We start from the raw sequence: 22,398 nt of genomic DNA, 5'->3' as shown, positions 1-22,398 counted from the left end.
TGTTTGGAATGTTAACTCTGAGTTTTACAAACAGTTTTGTCTTTCCTACAAAGGAGGAATCACAAAAGGAGCATTAAAAGTTGGCCTCGAGCAGGATGGGATTCCTCAATACTTCGGAATGACAAAGGCGTTGTTTGGAATGACAGCTTTGAGTTTTAAACACAGTTTTGTCATTCTGACAAAGGAAGAATCTCATAAGGAGGATTAAAAGTTTACTTGAGCAGGATGGGATTCCTCAATTCTTCGGAATGACACAGGCGTTGTTTGGAATGTTACCTCTGAGTTTTACACACAGTTTTGTCATTCCGACAAAGGAGGAATCACATAAGGAGGATTAAAAGTTGGTTCAAGCATGATGCGGTTCCTCAATTCTTCGGAATGACAAAGGTGTTGTTTGGAATGAGAACTTTGAGTTTTACACACAGTTTTGTTATTCCGACAAAAGCGGAATCTCATAAGGAGCATTAAAAGTTTACTTGAGCATGATGGGATTCCTCATTACTTCGGAATGACAAGGCGTTGTTTGGAATGACACCATTGAGTTTTATACACAGTTTTGTCATTCCGACAAAGGAGGATTAAAGTTGGTTCAAGCATGATGGGATTCCTCAATTCTTCGGAATGACAAAAGCGTTGTTTGTAATGTTACCTCTGAGTTTTACACATAGTTTTGTTATTCCGACATAGGAGGAACCACATATGGAGGATTAAAAGTTGGTTCGAGCATGATGCGATTCCTCAATTCTTCGGAATGACATACAGGCGTTGTTTGGAATAATAACTTTTAGTTTTACACACAGTTTTTCCTTACAAAGAATTATTATTCACAAACTCCAAAAACTTAGGTTTGTAATTTTCAGAAACGGTAATCCGTTGTTTATTAATTACAATCTGACTTCTCTCTATCACTTCAATGTTTTTTAGGGAGACAATAAAAGAACGATGCACACGCATAAATTGAGCTTCTGGCAATTCTGCTTCTAAAGATTTTAAGCTCATGAGTGTTAGAATAGCCTTCGGATTGTCTTTCATCCAAATTTTAATATAATCTTTCAATCCTTCAAAATACAAGACATCTGCCAATTTAATACGCAATTGTTTGTATTCCGATTTTACAAAAAGAAACTCTTTTTCATCAGAAACTATAGGGTGTTTTTTTCCTTTTACCAATTCGAACCACGTATTTGCTTTGTTGGCTGAGGCTAAAAATTCTGCATAATCAAAAGGTTTTAAAAGATAGTCTAAGGCTTCTACTTTAAAACCTTCCAATGCATATTGATCAAACGCAGTGGTAAAAATAACACGGGTTTCTTTTGGTAGCATTTTAGAAAACTCAATACCTGTTAAATCTGGCATTTGTATGTCTAAAAACAATAAATCTACGGGCTCATTTTTTATGAATTCCATAGCTTCAATAGCACTGCTACACTTCTTTTTTAAAACTAAAAAAGGTGTTTTTTCTACATAACTTTCTACTAAATTAAGCGCCATTGGTTCATCATCTACAATAACACAGGTAATTTTTATATTGCTCATAAGTTAGTTGGTTTCAATTTCTAATTTAGCTATAAAACGATTGTCTTTTACAATGGTACTGAAACTATTTTTATTCAAATATAATAATTCTAAACGTTTTTTAATATTTACAAGTCCAATACCAGAACCACTTTTATCATCAGATTTTTTAGGGAAATCATCATTTTCTATGGTAAACAAAACCGTTTTATCTTGCGTACTGATGTTGATATCAATAGTACTCGATTTACTTGCGGAAACACCATGTTTAAAAGCATTTTCTATTAAAGATATAAATAATAAAGGGGCAACTTTAATGCCTGTTTCTTGCTGTGGAAAATTATAATTGACAACCGTTTTGTCGGAAACACGCAATTTCATTAAATCGATGTACTTTTTCATAAAATCGATTTCTTTAGATAGCGAGATCAATTCAACATTGGTTTCATACAACATATAGCGCATCAATTTACTTAAACTGTGAATAGATGTTTTGGCTTGATCTGGTGAAATATCTACCATCGCATAAATATTATTCAAAGAATTAAAAAAGAAATGGGGTTGCAACTGATAATGTAAATGTTGCAATTCCGATTTTAATTTAACATTTGCCGCTTCTTTTCGTTCCGCTTCTGTTTGTACCCACCTTTTGGTCGTTTTTATGGCTATTGAAAATAATAAAGGTGCCATATATGAGAGCATTTGTATGTACAAAAACATTTTAATAGGTGGCCCTACTCCCTCTTTTTTAGGCGTTATTCTGAAGGTTTCATTAAAATAATAATCTTTAAGCACTTCCTTTAATATAATAAAAGAGGCAATAACAATTAGATTAATAATAATAAAATGAACTGTTTTATTAGAGAACAAATACTTGTCTATCCATACAAAATAATTGGCATAAAATATAATGGCATAAAACGCAATTGGAATCCAAAAATGTGCAATAACTCTATTCAAATCTTGTTCTTGCCCATAAGATAATAAATAAGGCATGCTAAAGAGTACAAGCCAAACGAGTATATGAGAAAAGAGGGTTATTTTTTTATTTTTATACATTTTATTTGTTTTTGAATGGCAAACTAAAACAGCATTCAGCTTTTTGCTTACAATTCATTATTTAATAATATTATTTTTTAAAGAACAAATCAAAGGTAAAACTATTTAGCGTTTTGGTGCCACTTAATTGATGTTTTACAGTATTCTCTATACCAATAACAGCTTTTTATAGATGGTAATTGTTCTTAAAAAGCAAACAATAACACAGTAGTATTGGTATTTCTTTAAAACTGCTACTTGTTTGGTCCGTGATTGCTCCCTAAAAGTATCTATTTTTAAAAAACACACCCCTAACCTACCCGAAGCATCCCCGAACAAAACCCGAACAAAACCGTAGTAAAACCACTGTTATGTGTCAACAAAGGTCAGTAAATGGCGGTTTAATTCCGTAAAAAGCAACCTTTGTTATAAGTCCTCAATGTTTAGCCTAATCCATTTCTTTCGCTTAAAAAAGGTCTATAGATGTAAGCCGGCGCCAAGGTTTTGTTTGTTAATAATTTAGCACATAGATTTAGGGTATATTAATCATAAAAAACAATTATTATGGCAACATTTGAAAAAGGAATACTTGGCGGATTTTCTGGCAAGGTAGGTAACGTAGTAGGTTCTAGATGGCGTGGAAAAAATGTAATGCGTAGTTTACCCCAACGTGGTAAATATACGCCTTCGGAAAAACAAGAGGAACAACGCCAAAAGTTTAAAACAGTCATTGGTTTTTTAAGTCCGATTGGGGCCATATTAAGTGAATATTTTGGCAACCCACAGGGCGATAAATCGCGTAGTAATTTGGCTACGTCTTACCATCTTAAAAACGCAGTAATAAATGCTCCACAGGGCATGGTTATGGATTATGCCAAAGTATTGATAAGCAAAGGAGATTTAAGAGGGATAGATACTGGTACCCTAACCATAGCGCCGGCACAAACTATAAATTTGGGTTGGACAGACAATAGCGGACAAGGAAAAGCCACTGCTACAGATGAGTTGATGGTAGTAGTCTACGCACCCGATCTTAATTTGTTTTATTCTAATTTAAACGTAGCTACAAGAAATGCTACCACAGGCGTAGTAACTTTGCCTAGTTATATGTCTAGTTTTGAGGTAGAGGTTTGGGGTTCGTTTTACAAACCAGATACCAATTTTGCAGCCGTAAGTACCTATCTAGGCAATGCAACGGTACTGTAAAAAAAAGTAACCTCTAGTAACCTAGCATAACTATACTTGTTTTTAAGCTATTCTAAAGCAACAGCAATGGTTATAAAAGGTAAACGAAAAAGGGTATTTAAATGAAAATTAAATATAAAAGCGCAAATATGCATCACCTATAATAGTGATATGTTACTGCGCTTTTTTTGTGTTTATAAAGTATTAAAATCTGCTTTTAAAATAACAAGGGGTTGACTATAAACTACCTCTTACTAGTATTTTAAATCCTTTAAAGCAAGATGCATTAACAACTTATTTAACAGGTGTTTTGGGTACATGGGTATGTGCCCTAATTTAAAGTTTGGTATCAGGTTCTTTTTACGCAATCTGTACATGGTACTGCGGCTTACCTTTAAATGCGCCATGGCTTCTTCTGTAGTAAGCCAGATTTCTCCTTTTAACAAATCGTGGTCAAATTCTAAGTGCTTGTTTTCTGACACTGGTAGGTGCTTGTTTTCTTTTTTCATTTTCTTTTTATTTAAGTGAACAAACCGCTCTATAGCAAAAAGGGTTTCTTCTAAGGTAGTACTTTTTTTTTAAAACTAAAAAATAGCTCTTAAAAACACGTAGTTATTAATGAAGAATATGTTGTTACAATATTGCTTTTAAGCCCCTATTTATGCATTTTACGCTAAACACTAGCATGTGTGAAATAATTAGCTGCTTACATCAGCTAAAAGCCAAATACGTAAGGAGTTGTTTTATAAAAACAAAGCGAATAATTACTAAAAATTGTCTTTGAAAGTTTCTGAAAAGGAACTACATTCGTCTAGCTGCTAAAAGCATCAAATACTATAGAAGAATAATACTTCTAAAAAGTTTTGATATCCCCTCTTTTTGGTAGCATATAGTTTAATTAATAACTTATATAAGTAGTTATACAGCATTAGAAAAAACCATCCAGAATTTAATAAACTAACCAATAAAATGAGAAGAATATATTTAATTTTAGTCTTTATATTTTTTTATTCTTGTAATAAAAATAGCAATTATTTAACGGCGAAATTGGCTACTGATTGTCCTAAACAATTAGAAGACTTTAAAAAAGAAAACATCGATTCTGATTTAAAATTTACCCGATTTGAAACTGGTCTTGATTCTCTAAATATTTTTTTTGGTTCAATGACTAAAAATAATAAAACTAACTATTGGATATCCTCTAATTTTAAAGGAAGTAATTTTCTCCGAGGTATTTCATTAAAACCAAAAGATTCATTGAACCTTTTAACAGAAGATATAACTTTCGAAATCAATCCACTTGACCAAATTTCGCCTTACAGTGTTTCTCTTAGAGTTTTACATCAACCTTTGACTAATAAGGTTGAGTATTTATGGCTCAATAATGGATTAACTAGCAATATCGCATCACTTGTAAAAGTAGAAAAACTAATACAACAAGAGAAAAAATTCCCTGAAATGACTATTAATACTATTTCTGGAGAAAATATTTCATCTGAAGACTTTAAAGATAAAATTGTAATAATAAATTGGTGGTCAACTACTTGTTCGCCATGTGTAAAAGAAATTCCTGAACTAAACAAAATTCTTGAAAAATATAAATTGGACAAGGATATTCTTTTTTTAGCAATTACAAGTGACAAGAAAGCGAGAGTTACGACTTTTTTAGAAAAACACGAATTTAAATATAATCAAGGTTTTATAAATAACGAAACAAGCAAAATATTTGAAGGTTTTCAGCCTCAAAATATAATAATTAACAAAAATGGAATAATTAAATTATTTCTCGCTGGATATATGGAACAAACACATATTATTATTGAAAAGACTATTGAACAATTATTGAGTGAAAAATAACGCTGTATAACACCGTATAAAATTAATTGCTGGTTTTAGCCTATTTACGAAAGTCTCGCGGACTTTCTATCTGTGATTTATTTACTAACTTTAGTGCTTGAAATACGCAACTAATCTTATACAACAACGTTGTACACAATACCCAAGCGCCTGAAATGAAAATCGAAAAACTGATAATTGGAATTTTATTAATTAGCCTATTTGCCTGTAATAATTCAAAAAAGACGGAAGACAAAACTAAACCGCCAAAAGTTGAATTTGACTTTTCTGATATGCCAGAAAATTATGAGGCTGGACCTGATACTTATGTGAAGGATTTGGAAAAGATATTTACGAAAAAACAAAATGAGAAATTAGAAAAATTTTTGGTTAATCTTCAAAAAGAAAGTGGAAAAAAAATTCTGATTTTGACAGTCCCTTCAAAAGAGAAATTAATCAAAGATTGGAGTATTGATAACGGATTTACAAATAGCGGAATTATAATAACTGTAAGTGAATCCTTAAAAGATGTCGGAATTGCAATAGCCAACGACACGAAAAATATTTTATCAGAAAGCACTCGTGAAAAGATTATTGAAAAAAGTATGATTCCTGAATTTAAAAATGGAAATTATTATAACGGAATTGAAAAAGGAATAAAGGAAATATTAAAGAATTGGGAATAAAAGTACTGTGTACAACACCGTGTATAAAAAATTGCTTATTTTTAGTTTAACCGAAGGCAGTTGCATTTTTACTCACTTCAATTTTCCTGCGGAAAATAGCCGTTCATAAAAATCGCAACTTTCCATAACACAACAACGTTACCACACATTAACCACCGAGAATAATTTGAACTACAAATCAACCAAAACTGAATATTTAGAAGTAAGTAAAACTCATAAAATATATTATGAAGTTTGCGGAAATTCAGAAACTGAACCGATTTTATTTGTTCACGGAGGACCTGGAGCTGGATTTTCTGAACACGATAAAAGATTTTTTAATTTTAACAAACAGAAAGTTGTGTTTTTTGACCAAAGAGGAGCATCTAAAAGTATTCCTTTTGGTTCAATTAGAGAAAATACTACTCAAGATTTAGTAAATGATATCAATAAACTATTAGATTACTTAAAAATAGATAAAATCATTCTCTTTGGAGGTTCTTGGGGAACAACTCTTGGACTTGTTTATGCAATACAAAATGCAGATAGAATTAAAGGAATGTTACTTCGAGGAATATTTTTGGGAAATAAAACATCTATCGAACATTATTTAAATGGAGGTGTAAAAAATGACTTTCCAAAAATATGGGAAAGATTTAGCAAAAACGTACCAAAAGAAAATCAATTATCAATACCTGAATATTATTTGCATAAAATGATAAACGGTTCAAAACAAGAGAGGAAACATTTTTCTTATGAATGGGCTTTTTACGAAATATCTATTTTTAAAAAGAATATTACAAAGAAAGAAGTTGAGAATATTTTAAATCAAATTCCTTATGAATCTTTATCTATAATGGAATCTCACTATTTAAGTAATAATTGCTTTATTGAGGAAAATTATATTTTTGACAACATAACTAAAATTGAAAATATACCAATCAAAATTGTTCACGGAAAAGAAGATGCTATATGTCCTTCTAAATTTGCAATTGAATTGAATGAAAAATTAATGAAAAGTGATTTATTCATTACAGAAGGTGGACATTCAGATTCTGAAATAGAAATTGAACAAAAACTAATTGAAATAATAAATAAAAACGTGTGGTAACACCGTATAAACTTTATTGCTATTTATAGCTCACTTGGGAAATTCCTCCGGAATTTCGCCGTTCGTGTTTTATTTAGTAAATTCACTGCTTAAACCACGCAACAAAGCTTATACAACCACGTTACCACACATTTGAAAAAAATAATCTTAATAGCATCAATATTACTAATCGGAACAATTGCTTTCGGTCAAACTAAAAATGAATTTGAATCGACCAAATTAGATAGTCTTTCACAAAAAGAAATTTATCGGATTGAAGTGGCGGAATTTCAAAGGTTGGAATTAATTGAGCTCAAGAATGGTGAATTTAAGGGCGATTTAATCCATTCAGTCTGGAAAACAAACCGAAAAGAAGAGCAAAAGAAAAAAATTGTCCAAAAAATAAAAGTGCCTGAAAAAATGGTAAAAAAGTTGATGGCGGAATTGAGAAACGATGGATTTGAAAATTTGAAAGATTGTAACGAAATTGAAGATTGTATTGTGGGGTTGGATGGAACTACAATTACTTTCAGTTTTCTGAAAAACGGAGTGAATAAAAGTGCTTCATATTGGGAATTGGAATCGGACTATTACTATAAAACAAATTCAGTTCAATTACCTCTCGAAGTTCTGGAAGCAAGAAAAATATTTGGAATTGTAAACCAAGAAATTGACTTAAAAAAACAATTTGAGAATTTTACCAGTCGATTACCCATTGGAAAATATATGTTTAATGGAATAATTATGGAAAGAAAAAGATAAAACGTGTGGTAACAACGTGTATAATTAATTGCTTGGGTCTGTGTGTACTCGGAAAATCCTACGGATTTCCCTAACGTTGAGTTTAATTTATTAAATTAGTTGTGTAACCCACGCAACAAACCATATACAACAACGTTGTAAGTAATTTTTCAAAAAAGATAATTATTGCAAAAAAAAAACATGAAATTAAAAGATATATTCAAACTGTTATTAGTTCTATTTGTTTTTAATCCATTTCTAATTTCTTGTAAGGAGAAGCAAAAAAAAACCGTTAAAAACTTTACGAATGAAAAAATAGTAGAACAAAACTCAAAAATAAACACTGATTCCCTAGTTTATTCTGAAAAAGACCAATCCAAATCTGATTATACACAAAATATTTTGAGAGGAAGAATGACATTAGGACATGAAGTTAGTAGTTTTTCCCCTTGTGGAGATAATAATGAATTTTGGATTTTGGCGGAAGAGGAATTTTATGAATTATACTATAATTTAACAAAAAACAAAGAACCTTACTCCCCAATATTTGTGAGTATTGAAATTATTGATAAAGGAAAATCAGAAGATGGATTTGCTGCTGATTATGAAAGCACTTACGAGGTCGTAAATATTCTAGAGGCAAGAAACGTCTCAGACATAGACTGTGAATAAAACTGCTTACAACAAAACCTATAAACAATACGGGCTTAGGTTTTAAACGCTAAGGTCAGTGTATATTTATAGAGTCCGCAAAATCTTTTGGATTTTGCTTTGGACAGGAAAAGAAAAAACAAAACAAAAAGATTTCGCTACGTGCGTAGCGGCAAGCAAACGCTAGTTTGCTCCCGTACTGTTCATAGCTAAACCGTAGCAAAATAACAAAAAAACTCATAAAAAGAAGAAAAATGAATGAAATACAAACACACGGATACAAATTAGCTTCTAAAGGAAAAAGATTAATTGCGACTATAATTGAAGGGTTAATTTTTGGAGTTTTATTTTTAGTAATTTATTTAATTATGGGAAAATCTGTTTCTGAATTTTGGGCAGATTTTGAGAGTGACTTTCAATTTTTAGATATAATTTATTCTTTAGTGACCGGAATAATTATTGGAGCAATATTTTATCCAATATTTATTGGGAATTTAGGACACAGAATATATAACCTAAAAGTGATTTCAGAGGAAACAGGAGAAGATTATAATAAACCTGAAAAAGGGGCGATTAGAGAAGGTTTAAAACACGTGCTTGGATATTTGCTTATCCCAAGTATTTGGATATTATGGGACAAAAAAAATCAGAATTTATACGATAAAATAACAAAAACATTAGTTGTCGAAAAAAAGACGAACGAATAATAATGTGCTACAACAGCGTATTTAATTTATTGTTGGCTTCTCTCCTATTTACCAAAGTACTCGCGGAGTTTCTTGGTTTGTAATTAGTTGCTTGAAACACAAAACTAAGCTTATACGAACACATTAGCCATAAGCAGGAAAAACCGACCAAAATGGAAGAAAAATCAAGACTTTCGAGATTAACTGCTATTCTAACCCAATTGCAATCAAAACGAATATTGACAGCACGAGAAATTGCTGAAAAACATAATGTAAGTATTCGAACCATATATAGAGACATTAGAACTCTTGAAAACTCAGGAATTCCAATAATTACGGAAGAAGGAAAAGGATATTCTCTAATGGATGGTTTTAATCTTCCACCCGTAATGTTTACTGAAAAAGAAGCAAATGCTTTGATTACTGCGGAACAACTTATATTAAAAAATAAAGACAAATCTTTCGCAATAGAATATCAAAATGCAGTTGCTAAAATAAAATCAATATTAAGACATTCACAAAAAGAAAAAATTGAATTCTTATCAGAAAGAATACATTTCAGAAATAATACAGAAAACCAGAAAACAAGTGGCTATTTAATGATTATCCAATCTGCTATTTCAGATTTTAATCTTATTGAAATAGAATATCTATCCTTACAAGGAGAAAACACTAAACGTACTATTGAACCTTTCGCTTTGTATAGTACTCAAGAAAATTGGCTTTTAATTGCTGTATGTAGATTAAGAAAAGATTTTAGGGTTTTTAGATTAGATAATATTCAGAAATTGATTGTTAAAAATCAGTATTTTGAACCTCAAAAAATAACACTTCAAGAATATTTTGAAATTTGTAGAGAAAAATACTTAACAACCCCTGACACACCTTTGTCATAATCTGCATTTACTTTTGCAGCATTATAAATCATAAAATTATATAAAAATATGAACAAAGTAACTGTTGAAGCATTTAAAGTAATTGGTATTTCAATAAGAACAACTAATGAAAACGAACAAGCAGCAAAAGACATTGGAGAATTGTGGAATAAGTTTATATCGGAAGGGATTCTTGAAAAAATCCCTAATAAAATTGACTCTACTATTTATTCAATCTACACAGAATATCAAAGCGATCATACAAAGCCATATACAACAGTTTTGGGGTGTAAAGTTGAACACCTAAATGAAATACCCAATGGAATGGTAGGTAAGTCTTTTAAAGGAGGGAAATATGTTAACTTTTCTACTAAGGGAGATTTAACAAAGGGATTAATCGTTAATAAATGGAAAGAAATATGGAAAATGGATTTAGACCGAGTTTATTCGGCAGATTTTGAAGTATTTGGAGAAAAAGCACAAAACCAGAATGATGCAGAAATTGATATTCTAATTGCTGTAAAATAATTTCTAACAAAAATGATTAGAGATACTGATAATTATTATTTGGACAAGAAAGAACCAAACAAAAGTTGCCTGCTTGCTTTAAGAGAAGTTATTCTTAGGCAAGATGATAATGTTTTGGAGACAAGAAAATGGGGAATGCCTTGTTTTTGTTATAAGAAAAAAATGTTCTGCTATCTTTGGACTGATAAAAAAACAGATGAGCCTTATCTATTAATGGTTGAAGGAAAACACTTAAACCATATAGAATTAGAAGAAGGAAGTCGTTCTCGAATGAAAGTTTTTAGAGTAAACCCAAATAAAGACCTGCCAATTGATTTTATTGAATCGTTATTAAATGAAGCATTAGATTTATATAGAAATGGAACTATAAAAACTAAATAAAGCCAGTGGCTAACACAGTGTAAAAATAATAAGGGTTTATTACTAAACTAAAGTTTAATGCATTTTACAAAGTCCGCAAAATTTACAATTTTGCGGATTATTTTTTAAATGAAAAATTGTAAATTTGACTAAGTACTAAACTGAAAAGTAAGTATATTATAATCCCTTACAATTCTTACTTAAACCGTTGTAGCACATTTTAGAAATGAATTAAATGATAGAATTACTACTTTAAACGTTAGCTGAATTTGGGCTAATTAGTTAAGATTATAAGCATCAGAAACGAATAACTAATTGAAAAAGAAGACGGAATTAAAAGTATTTGAACTTTTAGAAAGTGATGGAACCGAATTTAAGTATAATTTAATAGTGTATAGAAAAAAATAACTATAGCTACACCTATATAAAAAATTGCTGGTATTTTGCTAAATAAAGGGAGTTACACGTTTGCTTCGTCTGATTTTCTAGATAGATAACCACTACCTGCAATATGAAGCAAAACTTCTAATAAAAAATGGAAACAAAAAAAATATTTATAGTACTTGGAATAATAGTACTTATTGTTGTTGGTTACTTTTATGTTTATGCTAAAGGATTAGGATCTATGTATGTTGTTTCTAACAAGGCAGATGAAAGCCCTTTTTTTATGACTATAGAACCAATAGTTATTAAAAATATACTTTTACCAAAAGGAACCAAAATCACTTATAAAAAACAATACTTTTGGGAAAAAAATGAGCAAAAAAAACTACTTGATGAGAAGAATATTTTATCGATTTCTTTTAAAGAAGTAATATCTTGGGGAGGCGTACCAATTACTTCTATAAATAATTTTTTTAATCCAGATATGATAGGTTATAGTGTTTATGCTGATTTTACTAAATTAGATAAAAATAAGGTAACTGAATTTTCTAATCTATGGCAAAGTTGTAATAAAGCTTTAGCAATAAATGTAAAAGATATAAATGATTGGTCTTTTAACAAAGAAAACATTTTGGATACTCAGGGTTGTGGTAGAAATAACAGACACTTTAATGAAGATCTAGCACAACAAAGTTTCTTGAATAATTTGCATGCTGAATTGATGAAAATAAAAGATTAAAGAATACTCCTTTACAAATAAGTGAATGGAATGGACTCAAAATACAAATTAATTAGATAAATTTAATTCTAAAAAAAGTTAAAGAACCATTAATCGTTTTAGTTTCTTTTATAGTCTATATATTCAATCAGAAAATTTATCGTCCACAAGTATTTTCAAATAGTGAATCTAATGAGTATTTAGTCTTTATTCTTGGAATAATTCCTAATTTCTTAGGATCAATAATGACTTTTCTGACTTGTCTTTTCCTTTTTAAATTAGAAAATAAAAAGAGCATTCGAAAAATAATTATTACTTCATTCTTAATAACATTAACTTTAGTAATATTTATGGGGTTAGAACGATTTATTAATCAAAATATGAAGTTTGATTTTTTTGATATACTAGCATCTTTTTTAGCCTTAATTATTTGTTTAATATTCTATAAAAAAGAACTTAAATTTTATGATTGAAATTAAATTTTAAAAAACGTTTTTCAACAAAGTACTGTGGTAAAGAACAAGTAAAAAATCATTAATTTTCACGAATACACTTCTATAATTGGTATTATAAGTTAAAACAGATTTAGTTATAGCAAAAGCCTGTTTTAATAAGCTTGTTAAACAGGTTATTCACAGTAGTGGTATATATTGTAGCATTTTATATAATAAACGAAGTAAGGACATCGTAATAAAGAAAAACTTTCTATATCTAAAAAGGGTCTACTTGATAATCAATATATTTGTTTTTATAAAATAGAATTGGTAATAATTATCAATAATATTCCCCACTCAAGAACTTAACAAAAGTTACAATTACATAAAAAATACTGACTAATAAATATCTTTAAATGGAAAAACATAAAAAATTGAATATTGCAGTTATTATTATTTTATTGATATTAGGAATATATATATCATTGGTTGTGAATGATAATCCGATATCTTGGAAAATACCAGAAGCTTTTATTTTGGGACTACCCATACTATTTCTAATACCTCTAGTATTATCTATAATTTCAATCCGGATTAATAAAAATAAAACAGCTATTGTAACTAGTGTAATTTCAAGTATATTTATTGTTATAACACTGTTGTTTACCATATATATAATGAGTTATTCTTACAATCATTAAATATTTTAAAGTTAGAAAGCGTAACGTAATTTAGACCTGACTACTTTTCATATAGCAACCGTTCGACTAACTTGAACGGAATACTCAATAATGATAGAAAGAAATAAAGAATCAGTAGAAACGTATAACAAATCGGCTAGTAATTATCAAGATAAATTTATGAAAATGGATTTATACAATGATATTTTTGATACCTTTTGTGAATTAATTGAAGATGAGAATTCTAAAATTCTTGAAATTGCTTCAGGTCCAGGGAACGTAACAAAATATTTATTGGGTAAGAAGCCCGATTTAAAAATACTTGGAATTGATTTAGCTCCCAATATGATTGAGTTTGTGAAAGAAAATAATCCAAAAGCCGAATTCAAAGTTTTTGATTGCCGAGAAATCTCAAAAATTGAATTACAATTTGACGGAATTATGTGTGGGTTTTGTATGCCATATCTGTCCAAAGAAGAGTGCGAAAAACTTATTTATGACGCTTCTAAACTCTTAAATAGTTCTGGACTGTTATACATTAGTACAATGGAGGATGATTATGAAAAATCTGGTTACGAATTGACTAGTTTTAGTGGAGAAAATAGAGTTTATATTTATTATCATCAAGCGGAGTTTTTATCAGAATGCTTAAAAAAATATGGATATGAAATTATTGACTTGCAGAGAAAAAAATATCCCGAACCAGATGGAGCATTTTTAACAGATATGATATTTATTGCTAGGAAAAAATAAACCACGACGCTACAAAACAAGTATAAACTCATTAATTTTTCACTAAAAAGACTTTTATAGTTATAATCTTAAGTCAATACTGATTATGCAATAGCAAAAAACTAGCTTTAATAGCTTATTACCAACTGCTATCAATAGTAATGGTGCATCTTATAGTTCTTTATAAAGTAAGGGATGTAAAGACATCATATCAAAGAAAAACTTTCTTTATCCAAAAAGGTCTACTTGATAATCAATATATTTGTTTTTTAAATAATAGAGTTGGCAGTAATGCAAAAACAGACAGAAATTGAATATTGACTTACAACACAAAAAGAAGATAATTACGAATGAATTGGATACTATTAATAATTGCCGGACTATTTGAAGTAGCTTTTGCAGCTTGTCTTGGAAAAGCAAAAGAATCAACAGGAATTGAAACAACTTATTGGTACATAGGATTCTTGATTTGTTTAGGAATAAGTATGTTTCTTCTTGTAAAGGTGACCCAACAACTACCGATAGGAACTGCATATGCAGTTTGGACAGGAATAGGTGCTGTAGGAACAGTTTTGATTGGAATTCTAATTTTTAAAGAACCAGCGACATTTTGGCGACTATTTTTCATTATGACATTAATTGCCTCAATTATCGGACTAAAAGTAGTCTCAAATTAATCGGACTTTGAAAAAACAAAAGCACATATTGCCAACAATGTATATAAAAAATAAGTGAAATAGTAGTAAGTTTAAGGCTATTGGCATGTATCAAACTTTAGGCTTACCGAAAGTTTCGTGCTTCGAAATTGCCTACTTTTCATTTACTAAACGTTAGCAGTTGTGCTGAAACAAAACAAAAACTAAAATGATAGACAGATTTTTAAAAGCAAAACATTGGCAACTTTTCACATTAATGTTTGGAATTCCGATACTATTTCAAATAGTAATGATGGGAACCATGTTTTCGAAAATAAATTCCGAAACAAATCCTGACCCAACAGAAATATTTAATATGTTTAAAATTTTCCCAATAGTAATGATACTCTATATGGGTGTCTTTTTTGGTTGGTTTTGGTCTATTGCAATTGGCTTACAAAAGAAAATACCAGAAAACGTAACAATGAAAACGAAGAAATTTAAAGTATTTTTCTTTATTCCATTAGTTTATATACTCTGTATTTCTATTTTTATTGGTGGAATGATCAGTGGAATAATGCAAACTGGAACTGGACCAAGTGGAGGATTTGTCGCTGGAATGGTTGGAGTAATTATTCCTCTTCATTTACTGTCAATGTTTGGAATGTTTTATTCTTTGTATTTTGTTGCAAAAACATTTAAAACAGTTGAATTGCAAAAAGAAGTGAATTTTGGAGAATTTGCCGGTGAATTTTTTATGTTATGGTTTTACTTTATTGGAATTTGGATCATACAGCCGAAAATCAATAAAATGTCGGAAAATGAAAACACTACTACCAACAAAGAACTGAGCTAAAAAGCATTGACAACAATTAAAAAATGAGGAATTACTTACAAACATTTAATATTCTAACCGACAATGAAATCGACCTTTTTGAAAGTAAGGTTCAGAATATTAAATTGAAAAAAGGTGACTTTTTTATCAAAGAAAATCGAATCTCCAAAGAAGTAGCGTTTGTAGTTTCTGGATTGTTTAGGTCATTCTATTATTCTTCATCTGAAGAGGAAGTTACCTATTGTTTTACTTTTTCAAATTCATTTGTTAGCGCCTACTCTTCTTTCTTATCTCAAACCAAAACTATTGAAAATATTCAAGCCTTAACAGATATAGAACTACTAACGATATCTAGAGAAGACATTTTAATGTTGGAGAAATCAAGCACAAATTGGTTGAAGTTTTTCAAATTAATTACTGAACAAGAATACATTAAAATGGAAAAGAGAGTTTTGTTGTTGCAAAAAGAATCAGCTGAAAAAAAATATACAGATTTACTTATAAATCACCCAGAATATTTACAAGTCATTCCTTTAAATTTTCTAGCTTCATATTTAGGGATCACCCAAAGACATTTAAGTAGAATAAGAAAAACAATTACGAATTAGACAAATGTCCTTTTAAAAAAGTAACGAAGTATTGTTCTTTGCCTAAAACAAAGAACAAGTATGAAAACAATACTAATTATTAATGGACATCCAGATAAAGAGAGTTTTAATTATGCTTTATCAAGTGCTTACATAAAAGGGACTGGTAAAACAGATGCAACAATACTACAAATTAATATTGCGGATTTGAAATTTAATCCTAATCTAGAATTTGGTTATCGAAAACGAATGGAATTGGAACCTGATTTATCTGTAGCAATAGAAAAGATTAAAAAGGCAGACCATATTGTTTGGGTATTTCCTATGTGGTGGTATGGTTACCCAGCTATAATGAAAGGATTTATTGACAGAGTCTTTTTACCAGGAATTACATACCAACCAATTGAGGGCAAAGCATTACCTAAAAAACTTTTGAAAGGAAAATCTGCAAGATTAATAATTACGGCAGATACTCCAAAATGGTATGATTTTCTGATTATGAAAAGTCCAGCTATTAACCAATTCAAAAATGGAACATTAAAATTTTGCGGAGTAAATCCTGTAAGAACAACTTATATTGCTTCCATAAAAAATTCCTCTTCAAACTTTAGAATAAGGTGGTTGAAAAAAGTAACATTTTTAGGAGAAATATTGAAATAAGTTTGGTAAAAATTATACCTTGTGCTTATCACCAACATATATATAAGCCTTCTGTGACTTTCTATTCAGTTATTATTTGTTATTTTAGTTGCTTTTAAGTGAGCTACAAACCTTATACAAAAACGTAGTAAATAATTTATGAAAACAGTTAAAACAATATTTTCCGTATTATTTTTATTATTTGTTGGTATTGGCCATAGCCAAAACTATAAGTTTGATAAAGTTGTAAAAAATAGTTTTTCTACTCTATACTTTCCAAATCAGGAATGGACTAATCTATTCAATTCTGAGGATGATTCATATTATATGCAAATATACAATCGTAATGACACTCTTGTATCTAACCTATATGATACAAAAGAAAATAAAATACATTATTTTCATATTGATAAATCTGATTCATTAAAACTATATTTTATAGAAACAAAAAATATGAAAAAAAATGTCACTAAAAATAAATTTGTGTTCTCTGATATAAAAGAAAAAAAAGGAATTAAAAAAATGTCTTTTAAAATTCTGAATAATAAAAACAAGAAAGTAGCAAAATATAAATTTATAATAAAAGAAACAGAAAAAAGTTATTTCTCTATTTTTAGACTCTCTGCTCTTGAAACACAATTATACAACAGAATGAAATCACCAATGAATTTTATAGTTTTAGAAGCAAAAGGAACGAATATCAGTGGAAGATTTGTAAAATATAAATTAGAATCTATCGAGGATATTGACCTGGATATTACGATACCTGAATAAAAACTATTTGCAATATCTTGTATTAATAATTTATTATTTTTCACATAATTAAAGTTTTTTGTTTTTTATTAACGTCAATTTCCCTTTAGAAAATAGCATTTATTAAAAAGACAACTCTCAATATACAAACATATTAGGCAAATATTTACAGAACATACATATGAAATTAATAATTAGTCTTTTTAGTTTTTTCCTTATTAAATCATTTGCTTTTGGTCAAATGAAAAGTAAAATAGAAATAAGTTCTTTAGAGTATCATACCGTTGAATTAAAATCGGAATATTTTCCAAATGAAAATAGAATTATAAAAATATTCTTACCTACAGATTACGATATCACGAAAAAATATCCAGTTATCTACACTTTAGACGGGTATAGTCTTTTTGATGTAACAGCAAAGTATGTTGAGCAATTAAGCAAACGAACCATAGAAAATGATTATGATGTTGCGACAGATGCTATTCCTCAATCCATCGTTGTTGGAGTTTATCATAATAACAGAAATATAGAAACAACACCTAATTTTAGTAAATATCAAAATGGAGATGAAACTATTTATTTAGAGGGTTCTGAAAAACTGAAAAACTTTTTATTCGAAGAAGTGGTTCCTTATATGAATACTACATATAATACTTCAGGGTATAATTCAATAATAGGACACTCAAATACAGCCCATTTTGTAATCTGTTTACCATTTCAAAAAAACAATCCATTTGATGGTGTTATTTCACTTTCATTGAGCGGAGAATCTGATAATTTCAAGAAAAAAATAGAACCATATTTAACTGCAAATGAAAAGACAAATATATTTATAGGGTATGGAACGAAAGATTATGAATTTAACGAGTTTGCAAAATACTTAAAAAGCAAAGTTTTTAATGATCATCTAAAAATAAATGAATTTAATGCGAATCATAATGAGATGCCAGCAATGGCTTTGATACAAGGCATAAAATTCCTCTTTAATGAATACAGAAATATTGATGATTTCTATATAGAATCGAATAAAGAAAATTTTAAGATAAAAGAATATATTGACCTTTATCATTCGAAGAATAAAAAAGCTTATGGAATTGAAACACAGATGAAAGAAACCGATTTTTATTCTTTAATACAAATGAGTATTAATACTAAAAATAAAAAAGCACTCAATCAAATTATTGAATACGATTCAATAGTAAATGGATATCCAACACAAACGCACACACTATTTTTTTATAATAAGCAAATTGGTGATTTTAAAAAGGCTAATTACCTTGCTAATAAAATACTGAATAGTAAAGATGATTTAGAAAATAAAATTCTAAAAGCAAATCTAGAATCATATTATGATTTTTATATTCATGATATTAAAAATCTCGAAATGGCAATTGCCTTTTTTAAACAAGGGCGAAAGAAGTTTAAAGACAATCAACTTGAGTTCAGTTATTTTATAGCTAAGGCTTCCATTGAAAACAATACCCAAAAAAGATTAGGGAAAACTAATTTAGAATATTGTATAAAAAACTATAAGCAGAACAGATATTTTAGAGAAATTGATTTAAAGAAATTAAAAGAAGAATAAAAAATAAGGCTTTTTTTAAAATGATTCCGAACATAGGCAACAATTAATCAATGAATAAAACACTACTAATTTTACTAACGTCATTAACAATTCTATCCTGTAAAACGGAAAAAACTACAGAAATAATTGTTATTGGAACGTTGCATAAACCAGAGCCTAATTTTAATGATGAGATCCTCTTTAAGATATTAGAAGATATAAAACCTGATTATATACTACGAGAACTGGACTCATCTTCTTTTACTTCTGATTTTAGACACAAAAATGATTTAAATAGTAATGAAGGTATCGCATCTGAAAAATATGTTCAAAAATACTCTGGAACACATTTAAGACCATATGAGTTTGAAGGTAGAAATGAATACAGAATAAATATCGGTTCACGCCCTACGGACGGATTTACAACAAAGCTGATAGACAGTTTAAGTAAAGCTGATTTATTATCTGTTTCAGAAGCTGGAATTTATAATAAATATAAAGCACTTTTAGAACCCTTAATAATATTGGCGTCTAAATCTCCTGAAAACTTTAACAATGCTACAACCGATAGCATTTGCGAAGAAAGACAATATTATCAATATAAAATGTTGACAAAAATAACGAATAAAAGAAATGAATTTAAAACTCACTTTCATACTAAACCAAATGGAGAAAAAATAAGTTATCGAGATGGATATAAATTAGCTGGTGATTTTTGGGATTTAAGAAATCAAACCATGGCTAAAAATATAATGCAAATTTCTCAACAGAATCATGGCAAAAAAATTGTTGTCCTCTGTGGGTTTATGCATAGATATTATATTTTAAGTGAATTGAAGAAATTAACAAAAGGTAAGAATATAGTCTTAAAAGAGTTTTATGAAAAATAATAGAGCTGGTTAGGAGCAATAGAAACTTCATTTAGTCATCAAATAATTCTCGACTGCGCTCAAACAGACAATTGTTAATTTTACGATTATAATAAAAACAAGAAGTTAATATCAAGAAAAAAGATTACTACATTTTGTGTCAAAAAGTACCTTCACTTTTAATAAGAATATAGCTTCGGATAAATGTTGTAATTATAAGTTATTATAATGCAAGCCCCTATTTAGATTAAAGACTTGCATAAATTAAATAGTAATCATCAATTTTTGTCGGTAAAAGAATATGCCTCACAAATGAATATTAGTCCCATATACTTAACCGAATGTTTTAAAAAAGCAACTGGCAAAAGTGCTCAAAAAATAATAATCGATTATAAAATATTATACGCAAAAACATTACTACACCAAATGGATAAATCTGTAGCAGAAGTTGCGTATGCTTTAGGTTTTAATGAAGTTGCTAATTTTAATCAGTTTTTTAAACGAAACTTAGGTATTACAGCTACCCAATTTAGAAATAAAGAGCATTAAAATTATATCAATTTATTAAGCCTTTAATTACTGATACCTTTTATAGTTTTATACCTTTGATGCTTTATTTAAAGGCACGACTAAGATTTAAAATATGAGTAAAAATTTATCCAATTCCGTATTATACTTAATGAGTATATCTGCTGGACTTGTTGTTGCAAATTTGTATTATAACCAACCTCTTTTACATCAAATGGTTGTAGAATTTGAGGTTAGTGAATCTGCCATAAGTAACGTGCCTTTAGCTACACAATTGGGATATGCTTTTGGGTTGTTATTTATTGTCCCTTTGGGTGATAAAGTTTCAAATAAAAAAATATTACAATTCGATTTTGCTTTAATGATTCTCTCACTAATTGCTGCATCGTTATCAAGCACTTTGTATCTACTAATTATAAGTAGCTTTTTCATTGGATTTTCATCTGCAATACCGCAATTATTTGTACCGATGGTTGCACAATTATCCGATGATAAAGGCAGAGGACGTGCCATTGGTATTGTAATGAGCGGATTGCTAATTGGTATTTTAGGAAGTCGTGTTATAAGTGGTATTGTTGGTAAATGGTATGGATGGCGCTTTATGTTTACTGCCGCAACAGTACTCATGGCATTGTTGTTTATTTTGCTTCAATATAAATTGCCGAAAATTAAACCCAGTTATAAAGGAAGTTACGGAAGTTTATTAAAATCGATAGGCCATTATTTTAAAACGGAACCTTCGTTACGATTGGCTGCTTTACGTGGTGGACTTGGGTTTGCAGGATTAAGTGTTTTTTGGACCACCTTTGTCTTTTTAATGGAAGACCATTTTGGTTACGATAGTGATATTGCTGGTGCTTTTGGTGTCTTTGGTATTGTTGGTGCACTTGGAGCAACGGTTGTAGGAAAGATAAGTCATAAGTATAAACAAATGCAGCTTATTGTCTTCTCTACCATATTATTGATGGTTTCATGGTTGATTTTCCTTTTCTCAGGATACTCCTTAATTGGTTTAGCACTAGGCGTAATTATTGTAGATTTAGGTTTGCAAGTTTTACATATTACCAATCAGGTTAGTATATTTTCAAAGAATCCGGAAGCTAGAAACCGCGTGAATACAGTTTATATGGTTGGCTTTTTTATTGGTGGAGCGTTCGGTACTTTTTTAGGAGCTTTTGCTTGGGAACATTTTGGTTGGCAAGGTGTTTCTGTTTTAGGATTACTCATAGCAATTGCTATTTTAATCGTTCAATTTCTCTTTGGACCTAAAAAATCTATTTAGAACTCTATAACTAAATAGATTTAATTTACAATTATCCGTTCGAACGAATTCGAGAACTTGTATTATTTCTTTAAATTTAATGCTTATTGGCTATGCTTCTCGACTACGCTCGAAGAACGTTTTGTTACTCTTCTTAAATACCATTTATTGAACAAGGTGTTCGAGCGGAGTCGAGAACTTGTACATCTTCCTTACTTTTTATTTTAAAGTGTGTATCATTCTTACATTCTGAAAGTATAGGTAAGAGTTCCCAATTGTTTTCAATCAATGCCTTTTTTTTAGCATGTGACCATTTTTGAATTTTCTTTTCATAATAGAAAGCATCTGCAATGTTTAAAAATAATTCTTGAAAGACTAATGTTATTGGTAATCTGGTTTTAGTGTAATTAGCTCCCTTTTTTGATTGGTGCTGTGCTAATCTTTTTTCTAAATTCCTTGTACTTCCTGTGTAATAGGTGCCATCGGAGCATTGTAATATGTATACGTATCCAGCCATTTTTTTCTCTAAGATAAGAAAATTTGTTGGGTATGCTTCTCGACTCCGCTCGAAGACCATTTTGTTATTCTTCATGAATACCGTTTATTTAT

General features: G+C 29.4%; 26 protein-coding genes. 22 read left to right on the top strand and 4 right to left on the bottom strand.

All coding sequences use genetic code 11. The features are described 5' to 3' along the window. On the top strand, positions 1–208 hold a 208-nt coding region (locus GQS57_RS18890; protein ID WP_205860295.1), incomplete at its 5' end, for a hypothetical protein. Positions 209–807: 599 nt separating this feature from the next. Here GQS57_RS18890 and GQS57_RS17185 read toward each other — a convergent pair. Then, positions 808–1,536 (bottom strand): LytTR family DNA-binding domain-containing protein, encoded by a 729-nt coding sequence (locus tag GQS57_RS17185; RefSeq protein ID WP_205860294.1) that lies wholly within the window; start codon positions 1,534–1,536, stop codon positions 808–810. 3 nt (positions 1,537–1,539) lie between these two features. Continuing rightward, entirely contained in the window at positions 1,540–2,574 is a 1,035-nt protein-coding gene (locus tag GQS57_RS17180; RefSeq protein ID WP_165734166.1) for a sensor histidine kinase, read from the bottom strand. Between the two features lie 543 nt (positions 2,575–3,117). Here GQS57_RS17180 and GQS57_RS17175 point away from each other — a divergent pair. Beyond that, positions 3,118–3,759 (top strand): DUF6266 family protein, encoded by a 642-nt coding sequence (locus tag GQS57_RS17175; RefSeq protein ID WP_165734164.1) that lies wholly within the window; start codon positions 3,118–3,120, stop codon positions 3,757–3,759. Positions 3,760–3,992: 233 nt separating this feature from the next. Here GQS57_RS17175 and GQS57_RS17170 read toward each other — a convergent pair whose 3' ends face one another. Further along, on the bottom strand, positions 3,993–4,247 hold the full coding sequence (locus GQS57_RS17170; protein ID WP_165734162.1) for a helix-turn-helix domain-containing protein: 255 nt from the start codon (positions 4,245–4,247) through the stop codon (positions 3,993–3,995). A 460-nt stretch (positions 4,248–4,707) separates the two neighbouring features. Here GQS57_RS17170 and GQS57_RS17165 point away from each other — a divergent pair, with 460 nt between their 5' ends. The 20 genes from GQS57_RS17165 (at position 4,708) to GQS57_RS17070 (ending at position 21,810) form a co-directional block, all read left to right on the top strand. Continuing rightward, entirely contained in the window at positions 4,708–5,595 is an 888-nt protein-coding gene (locus GQS57_RS17165) for a peroxiredoxin (RefSeq protein ID WP_165734160.1), read from the top strand. A 155-nt stretch (positions 5,596–5,750) separates the two neighbouring features. Further along, the gene (locus GQS57_RS17160) at positions 5,751–6,260 is read left to right on the top strand and encodes a YgcG family protein (RefSeq protein WP_165734158.1); all 510 of its coding nucleotides are present in this window, start codon (positions 5,751–5,753) and stop codon (positions 6,258–6,260) included. A gap of 166 nt (positions 6,261–6,426) precedes the next feature. Next, positions 6,427–7,350: a prolyl aminopeptidase gene (gene pip, locus GQS57_RS17155; RefSeq protein ID WP_165734156.1), complete on the top strand. Its 924-nt coding sequence runs from the start codon at positions 6,427–6,429 to the stop codon at positions 7,348–7,350. 132 nt (positions 7,351–7,482) lie between these two features. Further along, positions 7,483–8,091 carry a hypothetical protein gene (locus tag GQS57_RS17150; protein ID WP_165734154.1) on the top strand — a complete coding sequence of 203 codons (609 nt, stop codon included), beginning with the start codon at positions 7,483–7,485 and terminating at the stop codon, positions 8,089–8,091. 180 nt (positions 8,092–8,271) lie between these two features. Next, positions 8,272–8,742 carry a hypothetical protein gene (locus GQS57_RS17145; RefSeq protein ID WP_165734152.1) on the top strand — a complete coding sequence of 157 codons (471 nt, stop codon included), beginning with the start codon at positions 8,272–8,274 and terminating at the stop codon, positions 8,740–8,742. Positions 8,743–8,975: 233 nt separating this feature from the next. Further along, on the top strand, positions 8,976–9,428 hold the full coding sequence (locus GQS57_RS17140; RefSeq protein ID WP_165734150.1) for an RDD family protein: 453 nt from the start codon (positions 8,976–8,978) through the stop codon (positions 9,426–9,428). A gap of 152 nt (positions 9,429–9,580) precedes the next feature. Further along, the gene (locus tag GQS57_RS17135) at positions 9,581–10,303 is read left to right on the top strand and encodes a YafY family protein (protein ID WP_165734148.1); all 723 of its coding nucleotides are present in this window, start codon (positions 9,581–9,583) and stop codon (positions 10,301–10,303) included. Between the two features lie 48 nt (positions 10,304–10,351). Next, entirely contained in the window at positions 10,352–10,810 is a 459-nt protein-coding gene (locus tag GQS57_RS17130; RefSeq protein ID WP_165734146.1) for a GyrI-like domain-containing protein, read from the top strand. A gap of 12 nt (positions 10,811–10,822) precedes the next feature. After that, positions 10,823–11,191, top strand: a complete 369-nt coding sequence (locus tag GQS57_RS17125) for a DUF1801 domain-containing protein (RefSeq protein WP_205860293.1) — start codon at positions 10,823–10,825, stop codon at positions 11,189–11,191. 514 nt (positions 11,192–11,705) lie between these two features. Continuing rightward, the gene (locus tag GQS57_RS17120; RefSeq protein WP_165734144.1) at positions 11,706–12,293 is read left to right on the top strand and encodes a hypothetical protein; all 588 of its coding nucleotides are present in this window, start codon (positions 11,706–11,708) and stop codon (positions 12,291–12,293) included. Between the two features lie 1,204 nt (positions 12,294–13,497). Next, complete coding sequence (locus GQS57_RS17115) at positions 13,498–14,139, top strand: trans-aconitate 2-methyltransferase (RefSeq protein WP_165734142.1); 642 nt, start codon at positions 13,498–13,500, stop codon at positions 14,137–14,139. A 329-nt stretch (positions 14,140–14,468) separates the two neighbouring features. Further along, positions 14,469–14,795, top strand: a complete 327-nt coding sequence (locus GQS57_RS17110; protein WP_136581885.1) for a multidrug efflux SMR transporter — start codon at positions 14,469–14,471, stop codon at positions 14,793–14,795. 187 nt (positions 14,796–14,982) lie between these two features. Beyond that, positions 14,983–15,609 carry a hypothetical protein gene (locus tag GQS57_RS17105; protein WP_165734140.1) on the top strand — a complete coding sequence of 209 codons (627 nt, stop codon included), beginning with the start codon at positions 14,983–14,985 and terminating at the stop codon, positions 15,607–15,609. A 23-nt stretch (positions 15,610–15,632) separates the two neighbouring features. Beyond that, on the top strand, positions 15,633–16,196 hold the full coding sequence (locus tag GQS57_RS17100) for a Crp/Fnr family transcriptional regulator (protein WP_165734139.1): 564 nt from the start codon (positions 15,633–15,635) through the stop codon (positions 16,194–16,196). Between the two features lie 60 nt (positions 16,197–16,256). Continuing rightward, complete coding sequence (locus GQS57_RS17095; protein ID WP_165734137.1) at positions 16,257–16,835, top strand: NAD(P)H-dependent oxidoreductase; 579 nt, start codon at positions 16,257–16,259, stop codon at positions 16,833–16,835. Between the two features lie 138 nt (positions 16,836–16,973). After that, positions 16,974–17,588, top strand: a complete 615-nt coding sequence (locus tag GQS57_RS17090) for a hypothetical protein (protein ID WP_165734135.1) — start codon at positions 16,974–16,976, stop codon at positions 17,586–17,588. Between the two features lie 160 nt (positions 17,589–17,748). Next, the gene (locus GQS57_RS17085) at positions 17,749–19,152 is read left to right on the top strand and encodes an alpha/beta hydrolase (RefSeq protein ID WP_165734133.1); all 1,404 of its coding nucleotides are present in this window, start codon (positions 17,749–17,751) and stop codon (positions 19,150–19,152) included. Positions 19,153–19,202: 50 nt separating this feature from the next. Next, a complete protein-coding gene (locus GQS57_RS17080) occupies positions 19,203–20,021 on the top strand; it encodes a hypothetical protein (protein ID WP_165734132.1) in 819 nt (272 codons plus the stop codon). A 291-nt stretch (positions 20,022–20,312) separates the two neighbouring features. After that, positions 20,313–20,549, top strand: a complete 237-nt coding sequence (locus GQS57_RS17075; protein ID WP_165734130.1) for an AraC family transcriptional regulator — start codon at positions 20,313–20,315, stop codon at positions 20,547–20,549. Between the two features lie 94 nt (positions 20,550–20,643). Beyond that, positions 20,644–21,810 carry an MFS transporter gene (locus GQS57_RS17070; RefSeq protein ID WP_165734128.1) on the top strand — a complete coding sequence of 389 codons (1,167 nt, stop codon included), beginning with the start codon at positions 20,644–20,646 and terminating at the stop codon, positions 21,808–21,810. A 133-nt stretch (positions 21,811–21,943) separates the two neighbouring features. Here GQS57_RS17070 and GQS57_RS17065 read toward each other — a convergent pair whose 3' ends face one another. Continuing rightward, positions 21,944–22,381: a GIY-YIG nuclease family protein gene (locus tag GQS57_RS17065; protein ID WP_240915515.1), complete on the bottom strand. Its 438-nt coding sequence runs from the start codon at positions 22,379–22,381 to the stop codon at positions 21,944–21,946. Positions 22,382–22,398: the final 17 nt, after the last annotated feature.

The sequence above is a fragment of the Polaribacter sp. 20A6 genome (genome assembly GCF_011378915.1).
Taxonomy (GTDB): domain Bacteria; phylum Bacteroidota; class Bacteroidia; order Flavobacteriales; family Flavobacteriaceae; genus Polaribacter; species Polaribacter sejongensis.
Note: the sequence above shows the minus strand (reverse complement) of the source record. Positions and strands in the feature narration are given on the sequence as shown.

What these genes read in the sequence shown, in the direction of transcription:
- GQS57_RS17100 (WP_165734139.1), top strand. Translation starts at nt 15,633, where the DNA reads ATGAGGAATTACTTACAAACATTTAATATTCTAACCGACAATGAAATC.
- GQS57_RS17070 (WP_165734128.1), top strand. Translation starts at nt 20,644, where the DNA reads ATGAGTAAAAATTTATCCAATTCCGTATTATACTTAATGAGTATATCT.
- GQS57_RS17185 (WP_205860294.1), bottom strand. Translation starts at nt 1,536, where the DNA reads ATGAGCAATATAAAAATTACCTGTGTTATTGTAGATGATGAACCAATG.
- GQS57_RS17095 (WP_165734137.1), top strand. Translation starts at nt 16,257, where the DNA reads ATGAAAACAATACTAATTATTAATGGACATCCAGATAAAGAGAGTTTT.
- GQS57_RS17165 (WP_165734160.1), top strand. Translation starts at nt 4,708, where the DNA reads ATGAGAAGAATATATTTAATTTTAGTCTTTATATTTTTTTATTCTTGT.
- GQS57_RS17110 (WP_136581885.1), top strand. Translation starts at nt 14,469, where the DNA reads ATGAATTGGATACTATTAATAATTGCCGGACTATTTGAAGTAGCTTTT.
- GQS57_RS17080 (WP_165734132.1), top strand. Translation starts at nt 19,203, where the DNA reads ATGAATAAAACACTACTAATTTTACTAACGTCATTAACAATTCTATCC.
- GQS57_RS17075 (WP_165734130.1), top strand. Translation starts at nt 20,313, where the DNA reads ATGAATATTAGTCCCATATACTTAACCGAATGTTTTAAAAAAGCAACT.
- GQS57_RS17145 (WP_165734152.1), top strand. Translation starts at nt 8,272, where the DNA reads ATGAAATTAAAAGATATATTCAAACTGTTATTAGTTCTATTTGTTTTT.
- GQS57_RS17115 (WP_165734142.1), top strand. Translation starts at nt 13,498, where the DNA reads ATGATAGAAAGAAATAAAGAATCAGTAGAAACGTATAACAAATCGGCT.
- GQS57_RS17125 (WP_205860293.1), top strand. Translation starts at nt 10,823, where the DNA reads ATGATTAGAGATACTGATAATTATTATTTGGACAAGAAAGAACCAAAC.
- GQS57_RS17180 (WP_165734166.1), bottom strand. Translation starts at nt 2,574, where the DNA reads ATGTATAAAAATAAAAAAATAACCCTCTTTTCTCATATACTCGTTTGG.
- GQS57_RS17170 (WP_165734162.1), bottom strand. Translation starts at nt 4,247, where the DNA reads ATGAAAAAAGAAAACAAGCACCTACCAGTGTCAGAAAACAAGCACTTA.
- GQS57_RS17085 (WP_165734133.1), top strand. Translation starts at nt 17,749, where the DNA reads ATGAAATTAATAATTAGTCTTTTTAGTTTTTTCCTTATTAAATCATTT.
- GQS57_RS17135 (WP_165734148.1), top strand. Translation starts at nt 9,581, where the DNA reads ATGGAAGAAAAATCAAGACTTTCGAGATTAACTGCTATTCTAACCCAA.
- GQS57_RS17130 (WP_165734146.1), top strand. Translation starts at nt 10,352, where the DNA reads ATGAACAAAGTAACTGTTGAAGCATTTAAAGTAATTGGTATTTCAATA.
- GQS57_RS17105 (WP_165734140.1), top strand. Translation starts at nt 14,983, where the DNA reads ATGATAGACAGATTTTTAAAAGCAAAACATTGGCAACTTTTCACATTA.
- GQS57_RS17140 (WP_165734150.1), top strand. Translation starts at nt 8,976, where the DNA reads ATGAATGAAATACAAACACACGGATACAAATTAGCTTCTAAAGGAAAA.
- GQS57_RS17120 (WP_165734144.1), top strand. Translation starts at nt 11,706, where the DNA reads ATGGAAACAAAAAAAATATTTATAGTACTTGGAATAATAGTACTTATT.
- GQS57_RS17065 (WP_240915515.1), bottom strand. Translation starts at nt 22,381, where the DNA reads ATGAAGAATAACAAAATGGTCTTCGAGCGGAGTCGAGAAGCATACCCA.
- GQS57_RS17160 (WP_165734158.1), top strand. Translation starts at nt 5,751, where the DNA reads ATGAAAATCGAAAAACTGATAATTGGAATTTTATTAATTAGCCTATTT.
- GQS57_RS17090 (WP_165734135.1), top strand. Translation starts at nt 16,974, where the DNA reads ATGAAAACAGTTAAAACAATATTTTCCGTATTATTTTTATTATTTGTT.
- GQS57_RS17175 (WP_165734164.1), top strand. Translation starts at nt 3,118, where the DNA reads ATGGCAACATTTGAAAAAGGAATACTTGGCGGATTTTCTGGCAAGGTA.